The following is a 23,729-nucleotide window of genomic DNA, read 5'->3' on the forward strand; positions in this document are numbered from 1 at the left end:
TCCGCTTTCCCCCTCAATCCCGCCAATGCAGGGCCAGAACCCCGCTGTCGAGCCAATAGCCGGCCTCCTGGTCACGCTCGACCCGCAGGGTCTGCAGGGTCAGCCGCAGTTGGTCGGTGACCACCTGCCCGTTGCCGTCGCGCGCCTCCTCGATCACGAATTCCTCGCTGTCGGTGACATCGTCCGCGCCATTTTCGTCCTGCACACGCAGGCGCACCTGGAGGGGCATGCGCAGGCCCGTCGCCTGTTGCGGGTTCTTCAGGTCCAGGAAGGCCAGCGGTGTGGTCTTCCAGCGCTCCAGGGGAAGCTGGCGATAGCCGATGAAGGATGGCGGCGTCAGGCTGAACGGGTCGCTGAGCTTGCGCCCGCCGCCATCCAGGTCGATATCCCGGAAGGCCAGCCTGTGGTTGGGCAGCATGTCGTTGCGTTCCAGCACGCCGATATGGTTGGCGGTGGAACGGATGCGGATCTCGCTGGCCCGGACCAGCAGCCCCTCCACCTGCCCCTCGCACACCTGGCACAGCATGGCGCCCACGGCCGCCGTGGTCTTCGGGTCCTCGATCCGGAAGCCCGGCGAATGGAAGGGATACCAGTTCCCCACATCAAAACTGTCCATGCCGATCACGCGGCCCGGCGGCACGGGCACCTGACCGATGACGATGTCGCGGATGACCGGCAGCCGCGACGGCCGCCCCGACAGCAGCAGCACGTCGCAGTCGAAGGCCCGCACCACGTCGCAAAGGTCGGTCAGCATGGGCCGTACCACGCCTGCGATGGTCCCCTCCAGATGATCGCGGCGGGTGCGGATCACCACCTGGTCCAGGCTGAAGCCACCGGCACCGCCGCGCCGGGCCGGCAGTTCCAGATAATCGCGCACAGCCGCGCGGCACCCGCCGCCCGCGACGCCCATCAGCGGGATGGCCAGCGCCTCGTCCGCCTTGGCACCGCCCTGCGCCTCATAGGCGGCCAGAAGGGCCAACGCAGCCGGGCGCAGCACCTGACCCACGAACAGGGCGCGCAGCGTGCGCTCCTGCTGGGCCATCCCCTCCCGGTCACCAGAGAAGCGGCCCGCCAGGAAATGCGCCGGCTGGCCCATGCCCGCCGCCGTCAGCTCACGCGCCAGGCAGGGCAGGATCTCATCCTCGATGATCTGCTTCAGCACATCCTCTCCCGCCAGCCGGAACCCTTCCCGGAAAAGCTGGCGTGGCAGGATGGTGCGGTCATTGTCCGTCACCTCGTGCTGGATGATCATCAGGTCGGTGGTGCCGCCGCCCATGTCCATGCTGGCCACGCGCAGGGTCGGCCGCGCCGGGTCCCCGCCACCACGCGACATCAGGCGAAAGAAATCGCGCGGCGCGGTCTGCAGCTTCTGCGTGATCTCGTTGAACAGATAGACCAGATGGGTGGCCGTCGCCTCGTCCCAATCCTGCTTCACCGTTGGCCGGCGGTGCAATGGCTCGTTCCGGTCCCAGCCCATCACCTGCCACAGCAGGTCGACGCCCGAGCGCACCAGCCGTTTCAGGATGCGCTGCTCGGCCACGGGCGTGGCCGACGGAATGGTCAGGATGATGCGGCTCAGTTCCCGCGGTTCGTCGCTGCGGGGCAGGTTGGCGCGGGTGGCCGGCGCGTTGATCTGCGACAGGGCATGGGCCAGCAGCTCCGTCAGCATCAGCATGTAAAGCGTGCTGCGCGAATAGGAAGGTTTCATGCCCGGCACGTCATTGTTGCGCACCAGTGTGCCGCGCTGGGTCAGGCGGCTGGGGATCGGCCCCTTGATGGGGGGCGGCCGTTCCCCCACGGGCACGCGCGCCGGGTTGTTCACCCAGGGGGCCGGCCGCTCCTGCCGGTCCCAGAGATAGCGCTTGGGGCTGGACAGGCCGCTGCGCCCATGCGTGCCATCGGTCAGCGATGACAGCCAGACCGCCTCCGGCCCCACGCGCACGGGCGTGGGCCACCAGAAGGCATCGCGCATGGGCCGGCCGGACATGCGCGAATAGGCCCCCAGATTGAAATGGGTGGGATGGAATTCCACACGGCTTTCAAACGGGTCGGCATAGACATGGGCCGGGTTGGACAGGTCGCGCAGTTCCAGCCGGTAGGCCTGGCTGATGTCCAGGCGCTGTCCGGAATCCTGCCCCTCCTCGATCAGGATGCCACAGGTCCGGCTGTTGCCGATATCGATCACCAGGTTCACGGGGATCGGCTTCAGGTCGCGATGATAGGGGCGTTCATTCAGGAACCGCAGGCGGGGGACGACCGGACCCTGCGGCTGATCCGCCCGCTGCCCCGGTTCCGACCCGGCACCCAGCGCCGCCAGCACCGTGATATGCTGGGCCAGGCAAAGGGTCGGATTGGGCAGGTCGTCCATCGTCACCGGCGCGCCGTTGCGCCGCGCGCTTTCCGCAGCCAGGAACCCCTCATGCAGCCAGCCGCGCACCCAGTCCAGGCGCAGGAACTGGTTCACATCCTCCATGCCCGTCGCCAGCCCGAACAGGGTGATCCCCTCCGCATCGCGCGGTTCGGGCATGACATAGCGACCGTCGCCGGGCCGGTCGGCCAGCAGCGTGTCCAGCGCCAGGGTGATGCGCCAGGCGTTGCCGTCCCTGTCCGGTTCCGCCAGCCGGGTGATGTGCAGACGGGCCCAGTTGAACGGCCCGTCCGCGAATTCCCCCGTATCGCGCAGACGCAGCACCGGTGCCGGATACCATTGTCCGGCCAGTTGCGCCAATGCCTGCTCTCCGCGCACAGTGAACACCGTCTCCTCGTCCACGGCCAGCATCCTGCCGGTACGCGGGTCGCGGATCAGGGGCTGCTTCTCCTCGTCATACTCGACACGGTGCAGCACCTCCCGCGGGCGGCCGTCGGGGTCCTTTTCCCCCGGCACGGTCTCGGCGTGGAAGCTCATCCTGATGCCGGACGCGAAGGCCGCCGTCATCCCGAAATCCAGGAACTGGATGCCGGAATTCGGCATCAGGGTGACGACGCTGCCGCGGGGCCAGCGGAAAAGATCCTTCAGCATGCGATGCCAGCACTCCTCATCCTTCCGGTCATGGCGCCATTCCGGGTCATGGCATCGTCACCACGGTGACATCCACGACCTGCTGGTCGTTGACGGTGCCCTGGTAGATCTGAACGTCCGCCCCCTTCTTCACACGGACCTCGAACTGGTCCGTGCTGCGCCCGCGCCGCTTGGCATTGGCCACACGCACGGCATAGTTTCCGGGCTGCCACGCCCCGTCGGCGAAATAGACATTCTCCACCGGGTTGGGCACGGGGTCGCGGACATTGGCATCCACGTCCAATTGCCCACCGCAGGCCGTCTTGCGGCGGAAATGGATTTCCGTCCCGTCGGGGCAGACGACATAAAGATCCAGGTCCGACGGGGTGTCCCAGATCAGGGTGATGGTCAGGTCGCCTTCCGTCGCACCGGCCGCCTCCATCCGGCGGTCGAACTCCTCATCCTGGGCCTGCGACGGGGGGGCGGGCGCCGGCGAGGCCGGGTCCTGGGGCGCTGCGGGCGGCGGAAGGGCCGGTTCCTCCGGCGCACAACGGGGGGCCTGCGCCAGACGCTGTTCCAACTGCGCCAACTCCGCCAGCAGATCCTCCTGCTGCGTCGCGGCCGACACCGGCACGGGGCAATAGCCCGGCAGCCAGGGCCGCAGGGCGCAACCGGCCAGCAGCAGATAGAAGATCAGGGCCAGCAGCGGCAGCAACAGCAGCCACAGCCAGCCCCACCCCATGCTTTGCACGACCAGCACGGGAACCGTTTCGCGCGGCGGCAGGGCGTGTACCGGGGGGGGAACCGGCTGTTCCTCCACGATGGCCGCAGGCTCGACCGGCGGCGGAGGCGGCGGAGGCTCGACAGGCGGTGCCTCAACGGCGGGCGGAACGACCGGCGGGGGAATGGCCCGCAGGAATTCGGCCAGCGGCTCACGCTCGGGCGGCGGGCCCTCCAGCTCGATACCCCAATTGACCAGCACGGGCCGGCCACCGACGCTGAAAAGCTGATCCTCCACCGGCGGCGGCAGCTTCAGGGCCTTGGCCAGCGCATCTCCCAAGGCGTGGGCCGGCCCGCTTCCGGCGGCGGACAGCCGGTCGGCCCGGTCGCGTATCTGCGCCACCGTTTCCTGCAGCCGGGCCAGCAGATCGGCCCGCGCCGTCTCATCCAGTGACCGGAACGCCGCGGCGGGAGCATCGGCCGGGCCCAGCCAGCTTATGCGGGTATTGCTGCCCATCACCGGTTCGGCCAGCAGATCGGCCGCATCGTCACCCAGATCGCGGCGCAGATACTGGTCAAGCTGCTCCCAGGTCTCGATCACCCGCCCACCGCCGGTGCCGGCGGGGCGCAACCCCTGCAAAGTCGTTTCGCACAGAAGCCGCCGTTCCATGATGCTATTCGCCTTGGGCCGGAGCGTCGGGAGCGGGGGGCGGCGCCGTGCCCGGCCCGGGGACCGCTTCCGGTGCGGGGGCCGCCGGTTCCGCCACGGGCGCCGGTGTGCAGGCATTGTCCAGCACCCGCGGGGTGACGCCCTGGGCACGCAGGAAGGCGGCGGCGTCACCGGCGGACAAGGCATAGTTCATGCGCCCCACCTCCTGCGCGCGGATGAAGGTGTTCACCCCGACCAGCCGGCCGCAGCGATCCACCAGCGGACCACCGCTGTTGCCCGGCGTGATCTGGGCCGTATGCAGGATCAGGCTGGCACCGTCGCGCGGCTGGATCGCCGTGACGACCCCTTCGGTGACGGCCGGTGCCGGCGGGTTGGAGGCATCGCCCGACAGAAGACGGCGGAAATCCTCGTCGCTTTCCATCACGAGGCCGGGGAACCCGGCGGCCACCACCCCGGCCAGCCGGCTGACAGGCGGCGCAAATCCAAGCGAAAGGGCCTGCGGATCCGGCTGCGCCACGGCCAGCAGGGCGAAATCGGGCTCCCCCGCCTCGGAGCCGCGCGTCGTGCCGCGCACGGTCGCTTCGGAGACCCCGCCCGTGCGGCCGACCACGATCAGGCGGCTGCCCGGCGGGCCGGCGACCACATGCTGATTGGTCAGCACGGCCCCGTCCGCCACATACATGCCCGTGCCGTTGCCCAGAAGGTTGTCATCCGGCCCCACCTGCAGCACCAGCACCGTGGAACGGTCCAGCAGGTCCAGCAGGCTGCCATCGAAGGGTTCGCCTTCCGGCGTCACCTGATCGGGCACGGCCGACAAGGCCGGCGGTGGCGTGGCCGGCGCCGTGGAGCCATCGGGAAGCTGATATTCCCCCTCCCCCGCCACGCAGACGCGCGCATCCAGCAGCCGTCGCAATTCCGCGATGCGGTCGGCCAGCGCCCGGTTGCTTTCCGCCACCGCATCGGGCGACATGACGGGCCCCGGACGTGCCGCCACACCCGGATCGGGATAGACCAGCACCCCCGGGATCAACAGGATCAACAGGACCACAAGGGCAAGGATCAGGGCAACCAGCGGCGCCAGCCAGGTCCGCCGGCGTTCCACCAACAGCAGGGTCCTGGCCGCATCGTCCCCGCCGCCCGCGGCATTCTGGCGATCATCGGCTGTCATGCCTGTTTCCCCTCACTGAACGACATCCCGCCTGCCGGCATCATTCACAATCCTCCGCCCGTGCCTGGCCGGCCGCGGCCCGCACGGCGGCCGCCAGGCGGGGCAGGTCGGCGGGCGCCACGTAATGGCCGCCGGTCGCCCCGGCGATGCACCGCAATTCGTCGATCTGCTGGCTGACGGCCACGACGCTGACCTTCAGGTCGGGCCGGCGCTGCGCAAGCGCATGCGCCGTGGCGCAGGCATCGCCGCCGCACGTGTCATACCCGTCGGACACCAGCACCACATTGATGGGACCACCCCCCGGCAGCGGCGGCGCGATGATGGGCAGGGCCTCCAAGGCACCGCTCAATGCCGTCGCAGGCTTCAACGTCACGCCGGCGATCGACTGCCGCAACCGGTCGCGCTCTGCCGTGACGAAACTGCCATGATGTTCCGGCGCCCCGCAGGTGGCGAAACTGACCAGATCGAAGGTCACATCCGGTTCCGCCAGCCGGGTCAGTTCCGTTAACGCCCCCTGGGCCACGCTGATCCGCGACTCTCCCGGTGTGGCGTCGATCGCCGCCGACAGAGCCTGATATTCCCGTTCCGTCCCCATCAGGGCCCGCAGCAGGGGCGGGATACCATCCAGTTGCAGCATGCGGCGTTCCTGGGCGGCGTCCACCCGGTGGGAAACCTCCATGCTCCTGGAAACGTCCAGCACCAGCACGACCCGGTCGCTGCTGGGCATGGCGCAGGCGGGCCGCGCCGGTGGCGGGGGAGCCGCCGCCGCACGCTGCTGCGGCACGGGTGGCGGCGGTGGTGCCGGTGGCGTGGCCTCGACCGGCGGTTCGGGTGTGGGCTCAGGTGGCGTCGGGCATGCCGGGGCCAGGGCGAGCTGGCGTTCCAGAGCCGCCAGTTCGGCCATCTGCGCCGCCAGGTGCGCGGCCTGCGGGTCGTCCGCCCCGACGCCCTCCACCATTGCGGAGGCCGGGCAGAAGGACAGGCCACCGCCCGGCCATGGCAGGCTCAGCCCGCAGGCGCGCAAGGCCAGCCAGCCGATGGTGACGGCCAGCACCAGCAACAGCGCACATGCCGCCAGCAACAGCATCCGGTCGCGCCGATCATCCACCCCACGCACCTCCCGCACCAATGCCATCCCCCTGCCCCGCCTCCCCGATCACTCCTGCAGGACCCGTTCGGTCTGCAGCCTCAATGCCTCGTCCAGCGCGGCGCGGCGCGCATTCAGGCGTGCCTCCTCCTCCGCGATGGCCTGGGGTGTCAGGGCCGGGTCGTTGAGGCGGGCCAGTTCCGCGCGGGCCAGACGCAACTGTTCCTGCATGGCGGTCACCCGTGCCCGATCACGGTCATTGTGCGTTTCAACCCCGGTAAGGGTGAGTTGCAGGCGATCCAGATCCTGCTGCTGGTTTTCCAGGTCCCGGCGGCGGGCATCCAGATCGGTGGAAAGGCGGGCCTGACGGGCCTGGGCGGCGGCGGCCGATTGTTCCTGCACCAGCAATTCCTGGCGCCGCGCCTCCAGATCAGACCGGGCCTGGGCGAGATTGGCCTCAAAGCCACCAAAGGCCGTGCAGGAGCCGGCATCCAGCACATTACGCACACGGCTGGGGTCGCAATCAGCCGCCGAGGTGGCGCAGCCGCCCAACACGGCTACCATCACGGCCCCGCCCAGAATCCGGATCGATCCACGCATCCCCATCCCCCTGACCTATCCCCAGCCCTCTGAACCCAAGTCCCGGTTGATCGCAACCGATCACAGGCCTCAATCGCCGGCGCCCACATCCTTGGGCTTGGCGACGCCGCATGTGCGGCGCGGCGGCGGTCGCCGCCGTACCAGATCCCCCCCAGGTCCGCCCCGGCCCGGGCTGTCCGGTTACCTCACCATCAGGTCATCGGCACGGACAGGATCAGGGCGGCCACCCGCTCCTCATCCTGCTTGATCTTGGCGCGGGCAACCTCAAGCTCCTGCAACCGCGTGAACAGATAGGCCTTGGACGAGCCGTCCAGTTGCGGGTTCTCCAGCGCGGCGTGGGCCGATTTGATATGGTCATCCAGTTTCTTCACAGCCTTGACCAGCGTGTCCTGATCCTTGCGGGCCTGGGTCAGGCGCCGTTCCAGGACGGCCTTTTCCGTGACGCCGGCGGCCACGTTGGTGTGCAGTTCCTGCAACTCCGCCTCCGCCCGGTCGGCGATGCTCGCCGCTGCCGCGGCGGCCGCCTGCGCATCCGCCACGGAATTGTCCACCCGTTCCCGCTCCAGAGCGATACCGGAAGCCTGATAACCGGCAGCGGTCTGGTTCTGGGCCAGGAAATACCCAGCCGTACCTCCGGCAATGCCCCCCGCCACACCGCCAGCCGCGCAACCTTCAGCCTTGCCGCTGGCCAACCACCCTATGGCGCACCCGCCCAGCGCACCCACAATGGCGCCCTGCATCGTGTAATCCTTGGTGTAGTCGCGTAGCACCTGCTGTTCAGGCGTCAGATTGGCCTGACCGCCGCCACCCCCCGTCGCACATCCGGACAGGAATGCGATGGAAAACCCCATGGCCAGGATGCCGGCACGATGAAAGCGCATGCTTCACACCTTTGCTATTCTATGAGTAGACGACAGGCGTAGGATTTTATGATGAAAAGTTGCACCTATCCGCCATTCGTTGCAATCGTGAATCATCCATAAGGGTAGGGTACAGGAAATTTGGGATATATCCATTAGGGGATTTTCCCCTTCCCGGTCGTGGCGGCCGGACAGGCGGCATGCAAGCCATTGGCCACAGGGTGGAACCAATTCGGAAACCACGTGTTTCCAAGGCGAACATCCCGAGGATCGGTCCCATGCCCAAACCCATCCGTATCGCCATCATCGGCAACGCGCTGCCCCGCCGTTGCGGTATCGCCACCTTCACGACCGACCTGCACGACGCCTTGCGCGCCGCATCGCCGGACCTTGAGGTCGGCATCGTCGCCATGACCGACAGGGGGCAGGAATATGATTATCCCGACATCGTGCGCCTGGAGATCCGGGAGGCCATGGTGGATGATTATGTCCGGGCGGCCGACGCGCTGAACAGCGGCGATTTCGATCTGGTCTGCGTCCAGCACGAATTCGGCATCTTCGGCGGCGAGGCGGGTGCCCATCTGCTGTTGCTGCTGAAACGGCTGCGCATTCCCGTCGTCACCACGCTGCACACGGTCCTGACCGATCCGTCCGACCAGCAACGACGGGTACTGACCCAGGTGGTGGACATTTCCAGCCGCGTCGTGGTCATGGCGGAAATGGGCCGCCGTCTGCTGCGCACCATCTACAGCATCCCGGACGAGAAGATCGCGGTCATCCCCCACGGCATCCCGGCCACGGATTTCCAGGAACCGGACGGGTTCAAGCGCAAGCTGGGCTTCGTTGGCCAGTCGGTGATCCTGACCTTCGGCCTGCTTTCACCCAACAAGGGGCTGGAGACGGTGATCGATGCCATGCCATCGATCCTGGCGCACCAGCCCGATGCCACCTATGTGATCCTGGGCGCCACCCACCCCCACCTGTTGCGCACCGAAGGCGAGCGCTACCGCGAGCAGTTGATGGAGCGGGCGCGGGGGCTGGGCGTCGCCGACCGCGTCGTGTTCGCCAACCGCTTTGTCGATCATCCGACACTGGTCGATCACATCGCCATGTCGGATGTCTATGTCACGCCCTATCTGGATGCGGCGCAGATGACATCGGGGACGCTGGCCTTCAGCTTCGGCATGGGCAAGGCCGTGGTTTCCACACCCTATTGGCATGCGCGCGAGCTGCTGGCCGACGGGCGGGGCGCGCTGGTGCCCTTCAACGATCCGCAAGCCATGGGCAAGGCCATCGCCGGCCTGCTGACCGACCATGACGCCCGCAATGCCATGCGCCGCCGCGCCTTCGAATGCGGACGCGACATGGTGTGGAGCCGGGTGGGCCAGCGCTATGCCGCGCTATTTGCGCAAGTCCGGCGCGAACAGCGCCCGCGCGAAGCCATGCCGCACGGCCGGCCCTCCCTGCCCTTCCCCACCCTGCCCGCCGTCAACCTGCATTATTTCCTGCGCATGTGTGACGATACGGGCCTGTACCAGCATGCGGTACGCGGCGTGCCCGACCGTTCGCACGGCTATTGCGTGGACGACAATGCCCGTGCGCTGCTTCTGGCCTGCGCACTGGCGGGGGAGAAGGAGGAGGTACCGGACCTCACCGTGTCGCGCTTCACCGCCTTCATCCAGCATGCCTGGAACCCCGACACGCGGCATTTCCGCAATTTCATGGGGTTCAACCGCGAATGGCTGGAAGCGCGCGGCTCGCAGGACAGCCACGGGCGCACATTGTGGGCGCTGGGCGAATGCGCGCGCTGTGATGCCGATCCGGATCGGCAGGCCTGGGCCCGCGACCTGTTCCGCCTGGCCCTACCCACGGTGGATGGCTTCATGGCGACCCGCGCCCAGACCTTCACGCTTCTGGGGCTGGATGGCTATTGCGCGGCCCAGCCGCGGGACCGTGATGCGGCGCGCATGCGCGACCGGCTGGCCGCAAGGCTGGTCACCCTGTTCAAGAGCAACGCCACCCAGGATTGGTGCTGGTTCGAGGACGGGCTGTCCTATGACAATGCCCGGCTCAGTCAGGCGCTGATCCTTGCGGGCCGCGCCACGGGCAGCCAGGAGATGACGGATGCCGGCCTGCGGTCGCTGCGCTGGCTGGCCGAGGTGCAGACGGCACCCTCGGGCTTCTTCCGCCCCGTCGGATCGCAAAGCTTCGGCGACCTGCGCGTACCGCCCCGCCTGTTCGACCAGCAACCGCTGGAAGCCGCCGCCATGGTCGCCGCCTGCGCCGCCGCCTTCCAGGTTGAAAAAGACCCGTTCTGGTGGCAGGAGGCCACGCGCGCCTTCGCCTGGTTCCACGGCGAGAACGACCAGGGCATGCCCATGGCCGACGAGATCGGTGCCTGCCGCGACGGTCTGTGCGCAGACGGGCTGAACGAGAACCGCGGCGGGGAGTCGGTGCTGTCCTACCTGCTGGCCATTACCGACATGCGGCGCATGTCGGCCGCCCGCACCGTCAGCCTTGCCCAGACACCGACGGTACAGGCCCTGCGCGCCTGATAATCGCCCACCCGACGTCAGACCTGACATCGCGGCCGGCGCCGGCTGCGGAGAAAGGAGCCCACACTTGTCCACCATTCCCAGCCTGACCCGGCAACCCCTGCAATTGCGGCCCGACCCGTCGCGTGTCGTCGTCCGCCCGTTCAAGCCGGCGACGGAGCCGCGCGACCTCAACTCCAAGGACAAATCCCGCGCCAACCGGATCACCGAGCGCGTCCTGTCCCTGGACCCGGACACCACCGTCAGCCAGCTTGCCGATGTGCTGGAGAATTTCCGTGGCCGGCACCGGCAGCTTCTGGAGATTTTCGAGCAGCGGGCGGACGAGATGGAGGAAGCGCTGGACGACCATGAGGCGTTCACGCCGGCCCAGCGCCAGTTGCTGGGCGCCTATTTCCTGCATGAATATTCGTTCGAGGCCTCTGCCCTGTTCAACCCGTCCATCGTGCGCCATCCCGACCAGTCGGGGATCATCGAGGGCGGCCTGCGCTTCATCCTGAGCCTGCGGGCCGTGGGCGAAGGGCATATTTCTTCACTCACCTTCCTGACGGGCGTGATCTGCCCCGACGGGCGTATCCTCATGGACCCGAAGTCACAGCTCGCCTCCATCCCGCGTGTCGCCAACCGCCGGCCGGGGCCCGACGGGGACGAGGTGGAAATCATCTTCCGGCCCGAGGATGACATCAGCGAGCGTGTCATCTTCCCCGTCACCGACAGCCAGGCCAACGGCATCGAGGATGCGCGCTTCGTGGAGTTCACCGACGGGCGGCACAAGACCTACTATGCGACCTATACCGCCTATAGCGGCCATTCGATCCGTACCGAGCTGATCGAGACCAGCACCTTCGACCGGTTCCGCATGATGCCCATGCGCGGGCCCGCCGTGCGCAACAAGGGCATGGCCCTGTTCCCCCGGCGGGTCAATGGCCGCTATGCCATGATCGGCCGCCAGGACAACGAGAACCTGTATCTGATCTATTCCGACGACCTGCAGAACTGGGAGGACGGTACCCCCATCATGCGCCCGGCCCAGCCGTGGGAGTTCGTGCAGATCGGCAATTGCGGCCCGCCCATCGAAACGGACGAGGGGTGGCTGCTGCTGACCCACGGCGTGGGACCCGTGCGGCGCTATTCCATCGGCGCGGTGCTGCTGCACAAGGATGACCCGAGCAAGGTCATCGGCCGGCTGACCGAACCGCTGCTGCGGCCCGAGCAATCGGAACGCGCGGGGTATGTGCCCAATGTCGTCTATACCTGCGGCGCGCTGGTCCATGGGAAGCGGCTGGTCGTGCCCTATGGCATCGCCGACACGATCACCGGCTTTGCCACGCTGGACCTGGATGAACTGTTCGCCGCCATGCGGACATGAGGTGCTGAAAAACCGGCCGGCAGACGCAAACGGGGCGGGATGCCAATGGTATCCCGCCCCTTTCATGTCACGGCACTTCGCCATGACACGCTTCGGCATGGCGCCTGGTGGTCGCGGCGGCTTTACGCAATGGCGCCTGCATGCGCCCCTGCATGCGCCGTGATCCAGCATAGTTTCCATTTTGAAAACAATTCCGAACCATGGGGCGTCATTCCTTGCCGCCGGTATCAGCCGGTCAGCTAACGGCGGCCTGCGGGTTGAGCATGCGTTCGGCCAGTTCCGTCAGCTTGCGGTCGGTTGCCACCTCCTCGTCCAAGTTCTGCTTCAGCAGGCCGGCGCAGTCGGACCGGCCCAGCCGGTTGGCCCAGGCCACCAGGGTGCCGTACCGGGTGATCTCGTAATGCTCCACCGCCTGCGCAGCGGCGGCAAGGGCGGCGTCCAGCACGTCCTCGTCCGCCACTTCGCCTGCGATCTCGTTGCTTTCCTCGATGATGCCATCGATGGCAGGGCAATCAACGCCCTTCACATCGACGCCATGCAACTTGAAGACCTGTTCCAGCCTCTGGATCTGGCCGCGTGTTTCCAGCAGATGGGTTTCAAACCCCTGCTTCAGTTCGGGACTGGTGGCCTTGCCGATCATCTTCGGCAGCGCCTTGGCGATCTGGTTTTCGGCATAGTAGATGTCGCGCAGGGTATGCACGAAAAGATCATCCAACGTCTTGATGTCGCGCGTGAACAAGCCCATGGGTCAGCTCCTGTGGGTTCAGCGGTGATTGGTTAGAATGCCGTCCGGGGGTGCAGCACCGGGGTCATGCCCGGACCGGTCGCCGCCTGTTCAGGGCGGCTTTGCCCCCTTGTGAAGGAAACACCAGAAACAGGGGGCGGGTTCCCGGTACGATAATGGCGCGGCATCATAGGCCTCGGGCCGGATTGGCGCGCATCCGGCATCAGATATGGGACAATTGCCCGCCGGCGAAGAAAAGTGCCTGGCCGATCAACGCCCGGACCATGGAAACATCGAAGGGCTTCGCCACGAGGAAGACCGGCTCGGGACGCTCACCCGTCAACATTTCCTCCGGATAGGTGGAAATGAAGATCACAGGCACGCGGCACCGCGCCTGAATCTGATGCATGGCTTCCAGACCGGACCCGCCGTCGGCGAGTTGGATATCGGCCAGGATCAGGTCGGGCCGGCGCCGGTCGAACATCGAAACCGCCGCCGCCACGGTGCGTGCCGTGCCCACCACGCGATGCCCCAGGGCCAGAACCACCTGTTCGATATTCATGGCGATCAACGGTTCGCTTTCCATGATCATCACATCGGCGGCATCGAAAGCCATCAAAGCGCGGACGGCCGCTGCCAGCAAGCTCCGCACCTCCGTCTCCGGTGTCTCCATGATTTCCGCCACCTCCGCCAGGGTGAACCCCTCCAGCGCGACCAGCAGCAGCACTTCGCGCATGCGGCGCGGGCAAAGGGCGGGGTCGGGCGTCCGGACACGCCAGTCACCGCCAACGGCCGCATGGTAGCGGCTGAACAGACGGAAAAGCCCGACACGATCACTGGACGTGGCGGAAAGCCAGCTATCATCCGTTTCCAGAATATCCAGAACGGCCAGGACATAGGCGTCGCCGGACGCCTGGGCACCCGTCACCGCGCGCGCATGACGGCGGAGATAAGGCAGATGGCAAACGATATTGTCGGTTGCAGACATGGTCCCCCCTTCGGGTCCCCCCTTTGGCCGCTGCAGCGGCCTTGTCCCCGGCTGCTGCCGTATAGGTCAGCGTTGGGGGCACCAAAACACAGGGGAGCAGCGAATGCTCCACATTGGAAACGCCTGCAGGCGGCCTTCTGGGGAACCTTGAAGGCCACATGCCCGTTATCCCATTGAACGCCAGGAAATGGCGGGATGAAAGGACGCAAGGGTGGTAGCCGGCATAAGTCACAGGCCGGCGCGGCAGATCGGTACCCTGTCGGCACCCTGAACATGCCGATCCGGGGCCGACATGGAACAGCCGACCTGGAAAAACCAAGGAGATGGACAATGGCAGAGATCCCCCGCAACCCCGACAAGCAGGAACCCCAGGTTTCCGAACAGCATCTGGAGATGAAGGACAATGGCCCCATCATGACTTCCGTTCCCCCCGAACGGCAGGCGGTGGAAGTGAAACCCATGCGCTGGGTGCTGGGGCTGGGTATCGCGGGCGCCATCGGCGCCATGGTGCTGGCCTATATCATTCTGCATGTCGGCGGCACCTGATCCGACGATCCCGCCATTTCCGCCGATCCGACATGGATAGGCGGAATAGGCGGCCAGACCACCGGCATAGGGCCGGTGTCCGAAGGGCAGAAGACCGTAAGAATCAGGAACTCCTGGCGGCGTGCGGCTGTTTCCATTCAAGAACCAGCCACAGGAAACCGCCATGACCATCGAAACGGTAATGCTTTCCGGTCGTCAGGGCCGCAACTTTTCCCCCGCCCTGATGATGTCCTGCCTGGCCGCGCCCGGTGTGCGCGGCGGACGACAGGGTCTGCCACGGCGGACCCGTCCGCCCTTGATCACCCTGGGCCGCCCCTGTCAGGCGCATCTGCACGCAACCGAAAAGGCGGGGGAAGCCGCGCGCGGCAGCGGGGAACCGTCGGGACGGACGATGGCCGACCTCCACGACGCCGATACCGACGAACCCTCCCTTTCCGGCAAGCGGGCCATCATCACGGGCGGCACGACCGGCATCGGCCGGGCCATCGCCATCCTGCTGGCAAGCTATGGGGTCCGCGTCTTCATCTGCGGCCGCACGCCAGAGCATCTGCATGACGCCCTGGAGCGCATCCGCGAGGTGGGGGAAGGCAGCGGCATCGCGCTGGACCTGGCCGAACAGGGCGGCGTCGACCGGTTCTTCGCCGCGGCACATAAATATCTGGGCGGGTTGGACATCGCCGTTATCAACGCCGCCGTGCCAGCCGACGGGCTGACGGAAATGGATGCGCAGGATTTGCGCTATGCCATCGCCACCGACTTCACCGCCTATATCACCAGCGCCCATACCGCCTGCCGGCTGATGGGCGGCAACGGCCATATCGTGCTGATCGGATCGACCAGCGCGCATGCGCCGTCACCGGGTTCCACGGTCTATGCCGGCATGAAGGCCGGCATCGCCGCCTTTTCCGAAGCGCTGACCAAGGAACTGGGCAGCAAGGGGGTGAAGGTCTCCCTGGTCGAGCCGGGCTTCACCAGTGCCGATTTCCATTATCCCGAACTGCCGGCCGAAAAGCAGGACGAACTGATCCGCGAGGAGAAATTGCTGCGGGCACAGGATATCGCGGTCGGCGTGCGCTATCTGCTGACGCAGCCCAGCCGGGTGGTGGTGCAGCAACTGACCATCGTTCCCCGGCTGAAGGCGTAGGAGCGGGCCCATGTCCTTTGCGATTGACCGGCTTGTCCTGACCCCCGACGATATCGACCTGTCCCGGTCACCCATGGCCGGACAGCTTGAGGCCGAAACCTATGTGCTGGGCGCGTTCAACCCCGGCATGACCCGGCTGCCGAACGGCAACCTGCTGCTGATGGTCCGGGTGGCGGAGGCATTGCGGGACCCCATCCGGGACGGGCATGTCCATGCGATCCGATGGGACGCGGACAGCGAAGGCTATGTCCTGGATGCCTGGCCGCTGGAACTGGCCGACACGGCCGACCCGCGCAAGTTCCTGATCCATGGCGGCGGCTGGCGCATCATGGCGCTCACCTCCCTTTCCTGGCTGCTGCCCGTGGAATTCAGCGCCGACGGGTTGGAGCGGATTGCCATCCATTACGACAAGGCCATCGCGCCGCAAGCCAGCTTCCAATGCTATGGTCTGGAGGATGCCCGCATCAGCCGCGTTGGCGGCCAGTATCTGATGACCACCTGCTCGGTCAGTCCCGAGCGGCATTCCACGACGCTTTACAGTTCCAGCAACGGGCTGGACTGGGTGTTCGAGGATGTCGTGCTGGATCACCAGAACAAGGACATGCTGATCTTCGAAGGGTTGATCGGCGGCCGGTACTGGGCCCAGACAAGGCCGCTGGGCGATCTCTATTTCGCCTATCCGCCCGGCAGTCCCTGGCGCGCGGGGCCGTCCATCAATCTGGCGACCTCCCCCGACGGGCGGCATTGGAAACCCCATCGCCACCCCGGCATCCGACCGCGGTCGGGCACCGTGACGACGGCGCGGATGGGGGGCGGTGCGCCGCCCATCCTGACCGAGCGCGGCTGGCTCAGCCTGTGGCACGGGGTGGAACCGAAGGAGATCGTGGGTATCTACCGCACCTATTGGACACTGATGGACCGCGACGATCCCAGCCGTATCCTGGCGGAAGGCGAGGCACCCCTGTTGGAGCCCGACGCGGACCTGACACGGCCGATCGAAGATCAGCTTTACATCCGCGATGTCGTCTTCACCACCGGCATCGCCGATGGCGGCAACCATTTTATCGTCGCTTCGGGGGAAGCCGATCTGGCCTGCCGCATCACCCACATCCCCAAGCGGGTCTTCGGCCTGTGATGCCCGGCGTGATGCGTGATCAGGGAGAGGATCGGCAATTCCCGGACAGCAACCTGGCCCAGCCACCCGGCGCATCCCGCTCCACAGCGCATTAATGTCCCGGTGAGGTGTACGCACCGGGACCTTTTACAATGGCGCTTGTAACGGGAAGATCGACGGACAGGCCAGCGACAGCAAAAGCCTTTTCCCGGAAGGACTGGAAACGCGGCGGCGATCCGCCGCGTTTCCTCCCCCGTCAGGCGTCACGGCCGGGCATCAATGGCCAAGCACGCGCATCAGTTCCGATTTGCGCATGCGGGAACGACCGGGAATGTCGCGCCGCCTGGCCTCTTCGTAAAGCTCGGACTTGGTCGGCCCGGTGGCATTGCTGCGGCGGGCCTTGCCCGCCGCGCTCCCGCTGGCGTCCGCCTTGCTGAGCGCCACTGCGATGGCCTGCTTGCGGCTTTTGACCCGGCCGCCGCCGACCTTCTCGATCGCGCCATGCTTGTACTTGGTCATGACGCGGCCGACGACCTGCTTCTGATCCTCGTTCAATTGTCTGGGCATTGATCCGATCCTCCTGCGGATTGAAGGCGGGTTTCCCCGTCCATGGCAAGGCTGGGCAGGCATCAGCCGCGCTGGCTGTGCGCCCCGGCCGGACGGGAGATGCCGCCCAGTGCCTGGGCCGCCGAATTGGCCGCGTTCACGGCAACATCGCCCAGCGACAGGATACCCACCAGCCGCTTGTCATGGTTGATGACAGGCAGGCGGCGGACCTGGATATAACCCATGTTGCGCGAGACCTCGTCGACCTCGTCATCATCGAAGCAATATTTGACGTTCTGGCTCATCACGTCGCGGACCTTGGTCCTTGGACCCCGGCCCGATGCCACGGCGCGCACCGCGATGTCGCGATCGGTGATCATGCCGACCAGCTGGTCGTTGTCACCCACGGGCAGGGACCCGACATCCAGGTCCGCCATCATCTTGGCGGCTTCTTCGATCGTTTCCGTCGGGTTGGCGATGCGGACATCGCGCGTCATGGCTTCGCTTACTTTCATGTCGGCCTCCATCGGCTGGACCATGGTGCAGCGGGCCGCCCTGGTTCACGCCATGAACCCGATCGACCCGGTTACGCCCACATCCCCCGTCCCACGCATAGGGGAACAACCGGATATGGGCGAGGTTCCACCCCCCTGCCCAATGTCCCAGCCGGTTTCCCCGCGCGGCCGGCTTTCAGTCCGCCGCCCCGTCGATCTGGGCGAAGACACGGCCTGCCGCATGGAACGCGCTGTTGGCCGCCGGCACGCCGCAATAGATGGCGGCCTGGAGGATCACCTCCTTGATCAGGTCGCGCGACACGCCATGGGTCACGGCGGCGCGGACATGCATCATGAATTCCTCTTCCCGGTTGAGCGCGATCATGGTGGACAGCACCATCAGCCGGCGGGTGGTGTGGTCGATGCCGGGCCGCGTCCAAATCTCCCCCCAAGCATAGCGGGTGATGAGGTCCTGGAATTCAGCCGTGAAGTCGGTGGTGTTGGCGATGGCGCGGTCGACATGTGCATCGCCCAGGACGGAACGGCGGGCTGTGAAGCCCAATGCCTTGCGCTCGGCTTCATCCATGATCTCAATCCTTCAGGAAAGACAGCAGGGCTTCGGTGAAAGCCTCTGCCTGCTCCACATTCGATAAATGCGCCGCGTCCAGTTCCACCAGCCGGGCGCCAGGGATGGCGCTCGCCAACTCATGGCTCCTGGCAAGCGGGGTGGCAGGATCCTGGCGGCCGCCAATGACCAGGGTGGGCATCGGAATACGCGGCAAAGAGGCCCGCTGGTCCATGTCGCGCACGGCGGCACAGCAGGCCGTATACCCCTCCACCGGTGTGGCATGCAGCATGGCGGCGATGGGGGCAATGGCTTCCGGATGGGCAGTGCGGAATGGCTCGGTGAACCAGCGTTCCACCACACCATTGACGATGGCACCCATGCCCTGCGCCCTTACCAAGGCGATCCGGGCGTTCCACGGCTCGGCCGGGGCCATTTCGGCGGCCGTGTTGCACAAGACCAGATGCGACAGCCGGTCGGGTGCGTTGGCTCCCAGCCATTGCCCCACCATGCCCCCCTTGGACAGGCCGACGAAGCGGACCTTCTCAATCCCCAGCGCATCCAGCAGGCCGACAGCATCGCGGCCCAGCAGATCGATGCTGTAAGGACCGGCGGGCGCATCGGACAGACCGTGACCACGACTATCATAGCGCAGGACGCGGAAATGCTGGGTCAAGGCGGGCATCTGCGGCGCCCACATCTCCATATTGGTTCCCAGCGAGTTGGACAGCAGCAGGATGGGCGCGCCCTCCGGCCCATCCAGGCGCCAATGCAGGCGGGTACCATCGGCCAGGGTCACGAACTGGGCCATTACATCATCTCCCGCTCATAGGTTTTCAGCACGCGGGACACGAATTCCCCAGCCGATCCGAGATAACTTTCCGGCTGCATCAACGCCGCCAGCCGTTCAGGCGGCAGGTGGGGGGTGATAGCGGCATCGGCAACCAGTTCTTCCAGCAAGCCATGGCCGGCGACGACGGCGCGCTTGCACGCCGCCTCCACAATCTTCCCCGCATCATGGCGGCCCGATGCCTCGGCCAGGGCCTGGGTCACGGCTTCCGCCATCATCAACCCGTCGGTCAGGTTCAGATTGGCGCGCATGGCATCCGGGTCCAGTTCAAGGCCGGACAGGGTCTCCGCCATATGGGCCATGGCACCGGATGTCAGGGCGAACAGCTCTGCCAGTACTGGCCATTCGGCATGCCAGCCGCCGACGCCGCGCTCCTGTTCCTGCACCATGGCTGTCAACAGGGTAGCGACCAGGCCGGGGGCACGGTTGGCTGCCGATAAGGCAATGGTGGTGCCGACGGGGTTGCGCTTGTGCGGCATGGCGGAGGACCCGCCCTTGCCGGCGGCGGCCGGCTCGAACACCTCCGCCACCTCCGACGACATCAGATGGGCGATGTCGCGCGCGATCTTGCCAAGGCTGCCGGTGAGCAGGCCCAGGGCTGCACCCAGATCGGCGATCCGGTCGCGCTGGCTGTGCCAGGGCGTGTCAGGCAGGGGCAGTGACAGTTCAATGGCCAGTGCTCTGGCGACAGCCAGCCCCTGCCCGCCCTGGCTGGCCAGCGTGCCGGCCGCCCCACCAAATTGCAGGACTGACACCGCCGTGCCGGCATCACTCAGGCGGGTACGCACACGCAGCAGCATGGACAGCCATCCGGCAGCCTTCAGCCCGAACGTGATGGGCAAAGCCTGCTGCCACAGGGTACGACCGGCCATGGGGGTCGTGGCATGGCGCCGGGACAGGTCGGCCAGGGCGTGGATGGCGCGGTCCAGATCGGTCAGCAGCAGCGCCACGGCGTCGCGGGCGCGCAGGACGAAGCCGGTATCAATAATATCCTGGCTGGTGGCGCCGCGATGCACATGACGCGCAGCGGCTGGATCGGTCGCCGCCACCTTGGCGGTCAGCGCCTTGACCAGCGGAATGGCCGGATTACCTGCCAGCGCCGTGGCCCGGCCCAGTTCCGCGATATCATAGAGATCGGGATTGCAGGCGGCATGGATCGGGGCCAAGGCGGATGCCGGCACCATGCCAATACTGGATTGGGCCGACGCCAAAGCCGCTTCCACCCGCAACATGGCGCCCAGCACCGCCCGGTCATCGAACAGGGAAGCCATGGCGGGCGTCTGGAACAAAGGCGTGAACAGGGTGGAGATCATGCGATAACCATATGATGGAAGAGCCGCAGCTTACTCCCTTCCGTCATCCCGGCGAAAGCCGGGAGCCAGGGGCCCCAGGATCAGACCGCAACATCATCTGAACAAAGCAGCCGAAAGGTCGGGCCTGTGGCTCCTGGATTCCGGGTTTCGCCGGGTGGCTCCTGGATCCCGGCTATCGCCGGGATGAGGGGGGAGGAAACATCAAATGTCGAAGAACACCGTCTCCCCGTCGCCCTGCAGGCGGATATCGAACCGGTAATGCCCCTCCCCCGCCGGGACAGCCAGCAAGGTGGCGCGACGGGCAGGCGGAACGAGGTCCAGGATCGGGTCTTCAGCGTTGCTGGGCTCATCCGCGAAATAGATGCGGCTGACCATGCGCTTGATGATGCCGCGTGCCATGACGGAAATGGCGATATGCGGCGCCTGAAGGCTGTTACCGGGACCGGGGACGCGGCCGGGTTTCACCGTGCGGATGGTGAAGATGCCATCCGCATCGGTCGCGGCGCGGCCGAAACCAATGAAATCCGGGTCCAGCGCCACCTCCGCGCGGGTATCATCAGGGCTGTCATAGCGGCCGGCGGCGTTGGCCTGCCACAGTTCCACAAACCCGTCGGGGATGGGCACGCCGTCACCATCAAACAGGGTGCCGGTGATGGTCACCACCGCGCCCTTCGCGGCCCCGCGCGGCTGGTCGTTCGGGTTCAGCGTGTAATGGCCGTCGGGCAGCAAATCCATCCGCGCGCCGGCATCGCCCTTGCCTTCCACCAGATCGGCGCCACCCTTCCAGGGCAGGGCATAGTGGAAGAAGGGGCCGACGGTCTGCCAGGGTGTTTGTCCGCTCATGGATCAATCCTCCATCGGCGTGGCATCGCGGCCGCGCAGCACGATATCGAAAATGAAGGACAGCGCGAAGGCTTCGTGCGTCGTTTCGATATCGAACCGGCTGATCATGCGCGACAGGGCATGGGCGGGCACGGCATTGGCGATGGGGTCCAGCGGGATCAGCGGATCACCGGGGAAATACATCTGCGTCACCAGCCGTGTGGCGAAGGCAGGCCCCATCAGCGAGAAGTGGATATGAGCCGGGCGCCAGGCATTGTAATGATTGCCCCAGGGGTAGGCACCAGGGCTGACGGTCAGGAAACGGTAGCGCCCCTGATCATCGGTAATGACCCGGCCCGACCCGGTGAAATTCGGGTCCAGCGGCGCGTTCCACTGGTCTTTTTTGTGGATGTAGCGGCCGGCGGCATTGGCCTGCCAGACCTCGACAATCGTGTTGGGTACGGGCCGTCCATCCTCGTCCAGCACGCGACCGGATACGACGATGCGCTGGCCGATGGCCTCCCCCTTGCCAACCTTGGTCAGGTCGGCCAGGGCGGGACCCATCAGCCGGTCCCAGCGGCCGGCAGGACCCGTCACTTCCGTCAGGGTCTGCGGAATGCGGATCAAGGGCTGGTGCGGCGACCGCTTCACCGTGGATTTGTAATCGGGGGACAGCAGGGCCGGATGCGCGCCCTCCTCCTCCCTTTGATAGGGCAGGATCAGTGTCATTTCTCGTTCCTCCCTCAGATTTTTTCAATCGCCAGCGCCAGCCCCTGGCCGACGCCGATGCACATGGTGACCAGGGCGCGCTTGCCGCCCGTCTTTTCCAGCCCCCGCAGCGCCGTCAGAGCCAGCCGCGCGCCGCTTGCCCCCAACGGATGACCCAGCGCGATGGCGCCGCCATGCGGGTTGACATGAGGGGCCATCGGGTCGACGCCCAGCGTGCGCAAGGATGCGATCACCTGCGCGGCAAAGGCCTCGTTCAACTCGATCAGGTCGAAATCACCGATGGTCAGGCCCAGCTTGTCCATCAGCTTCTGTGAGGCCGGCACCGGGCCGACGCCCATGACACGCGGTTCCACGCCGGCCGTCGCCATCCCCAGGATGCGGCCACGCGGGGTCAGGCCATGGGTTTTGACGGCGGTTTCCGAGGCGATCAGCAAAGCCACCGCCCCGTCATTAACGCCGCTGGCATTGCCGGCGGTGACGCTGCCGCCGGGCCGGACCACGGGTTTCAACTTAGCGAGCGCTTCCGCCGTCGTATCGGCGCGGGGATGTTCATCCACACTGACGATGGTCGGCTTGCCCTTGGCGTCCAGAACGGTCACCGGGGTGATTTCGTCTTCGAAATAACCCTCGGCCTGGGCCTTGGCGGTCCGTTGCTGGCTGGACAGGGCGAAGGCGTCCTGATCGGTGCGGCTGACCCCATGTTCGACGGCCACATTCTCTGCCGTTTCCGGCATGCTATCGGTACCGTAACGTTCCTTCATCGCCTTGTTGATGAAGCGCCAGCCGATGGTCGTATCCTCGATCTGGGCGCTGCGCTGGAAGGCGCTTTCGGCCTTGCCCATCACCAGGGGGGCGCGGGTCATGCTTTCCACGCCGCCGGCGATGACAAGATCAAGCGCGCCGGCATTGATGGCGCGCGCTGCCGTGCCCACGGCATCGGCGCCGGATGCGCACAGACGGTTGATGGTAGTGCCGGGGACCGACACGGGTAACCCCGACAGCAACGCCGCCATACGGGCCACATTGCGGTTATCCTCGCCGGCCTGATTGGCACAACCGAGGAACACTTCCTCAATCACAGCCGGGTCCAGGCCGGGATGACGGGCCAGAAGGGCGGAGATCACCTGGGCCGCCATATCGTCGGGCCGCAAGCGGGAAAGCGCGCCGCCGAAGCGGCCGATGGGGCTGCGGATGCCGTCGCAGATATAGGCGTGGCTCATGCTGCCACCTCCACCCGGAAGGCAGCACCCGTGGCCGCCGTGATCTGTTCCACCGTAATGCCGGGGGCCAGTTCGATCAGGGCCATACCGCCATCCCCATCCTTGTCGATGGTGAAGACGCCGAGATCCGTGATGACCATGTCCACGACACCCGCACCGGTCAGCGGCAGGGTGCATGCGGGCAGCAGCTTGGAGCCGCCATTCTTGTCCTGATGTTCCATGACCACGACGACCTTCCGGACGCCAGCCACAAGGTCCATGGCGCCACCCATGCCCTTCACCATCTTGCCGGGAATGGTCCAGTTGGCCAGATCGCCATTGCCGGCCACCTGCATGGCGCCCAGCACCGTCAGGTCGATATGGCCGCCGCGGATCATGGCGAAACTGTCGGCGCTGCTGAAATAGGAAGAGGTGGGCAGTTCGGTGATGGTCTGCTTGCCGGCATTGATCAGGTCGGCATCCTCTTCCCCCTCAAACGGGAAAGGCCCGATGCCCAGCATGCCGTTTTCCGATTGCAAGATCACCTGCATGCCGTCGGGGATATAGTTGGCGACCAGCGTCGGGATGCCGATGCCCAAATTCACATAGAAGCCGTCGCGCAGCTCACGCGCCGCGCGGGCGGCCATTTCATCGCGGGTCCAGGGCATGGG

Annotated in this window: 22 protein-coding genes; 5 read left to right on the forward strand and 17 right to left on the reverse strand. The window is 66.4% G+C overall.

Going from position 1 to position 23,729, the window contains the following annotated elements; genetic code table 11:
* Positions 1-13: 13 nt before the first annotated feature.
* The 6 genes from ACM9LZ_RS09165 to ACM9LZ_RS09190 all read right to left on the reverse strand — a co-directional run bounded on the left by ACM9LZ_RS09165 (position 14) and on the right by ACM9LZ_RS09190 (position 8,124).
* Complete coding sequence (locus tag ACM9LZ_RS09165; protein WP_416619088.1) at positions 14-3,019, reverse strand: virulence factor SrfB; 3,006 nt, start codon at positions 3,017-3,019, stop codon at positions 14-16.
* 46 nt (positions 3,020-3,065) lie between these two features.
* Entirely contained in the window at positions 3,066-4,388 is a 1,323-nt protein-coding gene (locus ACM9LZ_RS09170) for a hypothetical protein (protein WP_416619089.1), read from the reverse strand.
* Between the two features lie 4 nt (positions 4,389-4,392).
* Positions 4,393-5,556 carry a trypsin-like peptidase domain-containing protein gene (locus tag ACM9LZ_RS09175; RefSeq protein ID WP_416619090.1) on the reverse strand — a complete coding sequence of 388 codons (1,164 nt, stop codon included), beginning with the start codon at positions 5,554-5,556 and terminating at the stop codon, positions 4,393-4,395.
* 40 nt (positions 5,557-5,596) lie between these two features.
* Positions 5,597-6,691: a vWA domain-containing protein gene (locus ACM9LZ_RS09180; RefSeq protein ID WP_416619091.1), complete on the reverse strand. Its 1,095-nt coding sequence runs from the start codon at positions 6,689-6,691 to the stop codon at positions 5,597-5,599.
* Positions 6,692-6,712: 21 nt separating this feature from the next.
* On the reverse strand, positions 6,713-7,243 hold the full coding sequence (locus ACM9LZ_RS09185; protein ID WP_416619092.1) for a hypothetical protein: 531 nt from the start codon (positions 7,241-7,243) through the stop codon (positions 6,713-6,715).
* A 191-nt stretch (positions 7,244-7,434) separates the two neighbouring features.
* The gene (locus ACM9LZ_RS09190) at positions 7,435-8,124 is read right to left on the reverse strand and encodes a hypothetical protein (protein WP_416619093.1); all 690 of its coding nucleotides are present in this window, start codon (positions 8,122-8,124) and stop codon (positions 7,435-7,437) included.
* 257 nt (positions 8,125-8,381) lie between these two features.
* Here ACM9LZ_RS09190 and ACM9LZ_RS09195 point away from each other — a divergent pair, with 257 nt between their 5' ends.
* Positions 8,382-10,658 carry a glycosyltransferase family 4 protein gene (locus ACM9LZ_RS09195; RefSeq protein WP_416619094.1) on the forward strand — a complete coding sequence of 759 codons (2,277 nt, stop codon included), beginning with the start codon at positions 8,382-8,384 and terminating at the stop codon, positions 10,656-10,658.
* Between the two features lie 67 nt (positions 10,659-10,725).
* On the forward strand, positions 10,726-12,024 hold the full coding sequence (locus ACM9LZ_RS09200) for a glycoside hydrolase family 130 protein (RefSeq protein ID WP_416619095.1): 1,299 nt from the start codon (positions 10,726-10,728) through the stop codon (positions 12,022-12,024).
* Positions 12,025-12,259: 235 nt separating this feature from the next.
* Here ACM9LZ_RS09200 and ACM9LZ_RS09205 read toward each other — a convergent pair whose 3' ends face one another.
* Positions 12,260-12,769, reverse strand: coding sequence for a YciE/YciF ferroxidase family protein (locus ACM9LZ_RS09205; protein WP_416619096.1), 510 nt, complete (start codon positions 12,767-12,769; stop codon positions 12,260-12,262).
* 202 nt (positions 12,770-12,971) lie between these two features.
* A complete protein-coding gene (locus ACM9LZ_RS09210; RefSeq protein ID WP_416619097.1) occupies positions 12,972-13,736 on the reverse strand; it encodes a response regulator in 765 nt (254 codons plus the stop codon).
* A gap of 330 nt (positions 13,737-14,066) precedes the next feature.
* Here ACM9LZ_RS09210 and ACM9LZ_RS09215 point away from each other — a divergent pair, with 330 nt between their 5' ends.
* From ACM9LZ_RS09215 to ACM9LZ_RS09225, 3 genes are all read left to right on the forward strand, one after another.
* Positions 14,067-14,282, forward strand: coding sequence for a hypothetical protein (locus tag ACM9LZ_RS09215; RefSeq protein ID WP_416619098.1), 216 nt, complete (start codon positions 14,067-14,069; stop codon positions 14,280-14,282).
* Positions 14,283-14,445: 163 nt separating this feature from the next.
* Positions 14,446-15,426, forward strand: coding sequence for an SDR family oxidoreductase (locus ACM9LZ_RS09220; protein WP_416619099.1), 981 nt, complete (start codon positions 14,446-14,448; stop codon positions 15,424-15,426).
* 10 nt (positions 15,427-15,436) lie between these two features.
* Positions 15,437-16,561 carry a glycoside hydrolase family 130 protein gene (locus ACM9LZ_RS09225; RefSeq protein ID WP_416619100.1) on the forward strand — a complete coding sequence of 375 codons (1,125 nt, stop codon included), beginning with the start codon at positions 15,437-15,439 and terminating at the stop codon, positions 16,559-16,561.
* Between the two features lie 255 nt (positions 16,562-16,816).
* Here ACM9LZ_RS09225 and ACM9LZ_RS09230 read toward each other — a convergent pair whose 3' ends face one another.
* From ACM9LZ_RS09230 to ACM9LZ_RS09270, 9 genes are all read right to left on the reverse strand, one after another.
* A complete protein-coding gene (locus ACM9LZ_RS09230; protein WP_416619101.1) occupies positions 16,817-17,107 on the reverse strand; it encodes a DUF6496 domain-containing protein in 291 nt (96 codons plus the stop codon).
* 62 nt (positions 17,108-17,169) lie between these two features.
* Positions 17,170-17,601 carry a CBS domain-containing protein gene (locus ACM9LZ_RS09235; protein ID WP_416619102.1) on the reverse strand — a complete coding sequence of 144 codons (432 nt, stop codon included), beginning with the start codon at positions 17,599-17,601 and terminating at the stop codon, positions 17,170-17,172.
* Positions 17,602-17,776: 175 nt separating this feature from the next.
* Positions 17,777-18,166, reverse strand: coding sequence for a 4-carboxymuconolactone decarboxylase (gene pcaC, locus ACM9LZ_RS09240; protein WP_416619103.1), 390 nt, complete (start codon positions 18,164-18,166; stop codon positions 17,777-17,779).
* 4 nt (positions 18,167-18,170) lie between these two features.
* Entirely contained in the window at positions 18,171-18,956 is a 786-nt protein-coding gene (gene pcaD, locus ACM9LZ_RS09245; protein WP_416619104.1) for a 3-oxoadipate enol-lactonase, read from the reverse strand.
* The gene (pcaB, locus tag ACM9LZ_RS09250) at positions 18,956-20,308 is read right to left on the reverse strand and encodes a 3-carboxy-cis,cis-muconate cycloisomerase (protein ID WP_416619105.1); all 1,353 of its coding nucleotides are present in this window, start codon (positions 20,306-20,308) and stop codon (positions 18,956-18,958) included. Before pcaB ends, pcaD begins: the two co-directional genes overlap by 1 nt.
* A gap of 201 nt (positions 20,309-20,509) precedes the next feature.
* Entirely contained in the window at positions 20,510-21,151 is a 642-nt protein-coding gene (pcaG, locus tag ACM9LZ_RS09255) for a protocatechuate 3,4-dioxygenase subunit alpha (RefSeq protein ID WP_416619106.1), read from the reverse strand.
* A 3-nt stretch (positions 21,152-21,154) separates the two neighbouring features.
* Positions 21,155-21,859, reverse strand: a complete 705-nt coding sequence (pcaH, locus tag ACM9LZ_RS09260; RefSeq protein ID WP_416619107.1) for a protocatechuate 3,4-dioxygenase subunit beta — start codon at positions 21,857-21,859, stop codon at positions 21,155-21,157.
* 14 nt (positions 21,860-21,873) lie between these two features.
* Positions 21,874-23,079, reverse strand: a complete 1,206-nt coding sequence (pcaF, locus tag ACM9LZ_RS09265) for a 3-oxoadipyl-CoA thiolase (protein ID WP_416619108.1) — start codon at positions 23,077-23,079, stop codon at positions 21,874-21,876.
* On the reverse strand, positions 23,076-23,726 hold the full coding sequence (locus ACM9LZ_RS09270) for a 3-oxoacid CoA-transferase subunit B (protein WP_416619109.1): 651 nt from the start codon (positions 23,724-23,726) through the stop codon (positions 23,076-23,078). The genes pcaF and ACM9LZ_RS09270 overlap by 4 nt, the downstream gene beginning before the upstream one ends.
* Positions 23,727-23,729: the final 3 nt, after the last annotated feature.

The sequence above is a fragment of the Niveispirillum fermenti genome (assembly GCF_048066175.1).
Classification (GTDB): domain Bacteria; phylum Pseudomonadota; class Alphaproteobacteria; order Azospirillales; family Azospirillaceae; genus Niveispirillum; species Niveispirillum fermenti.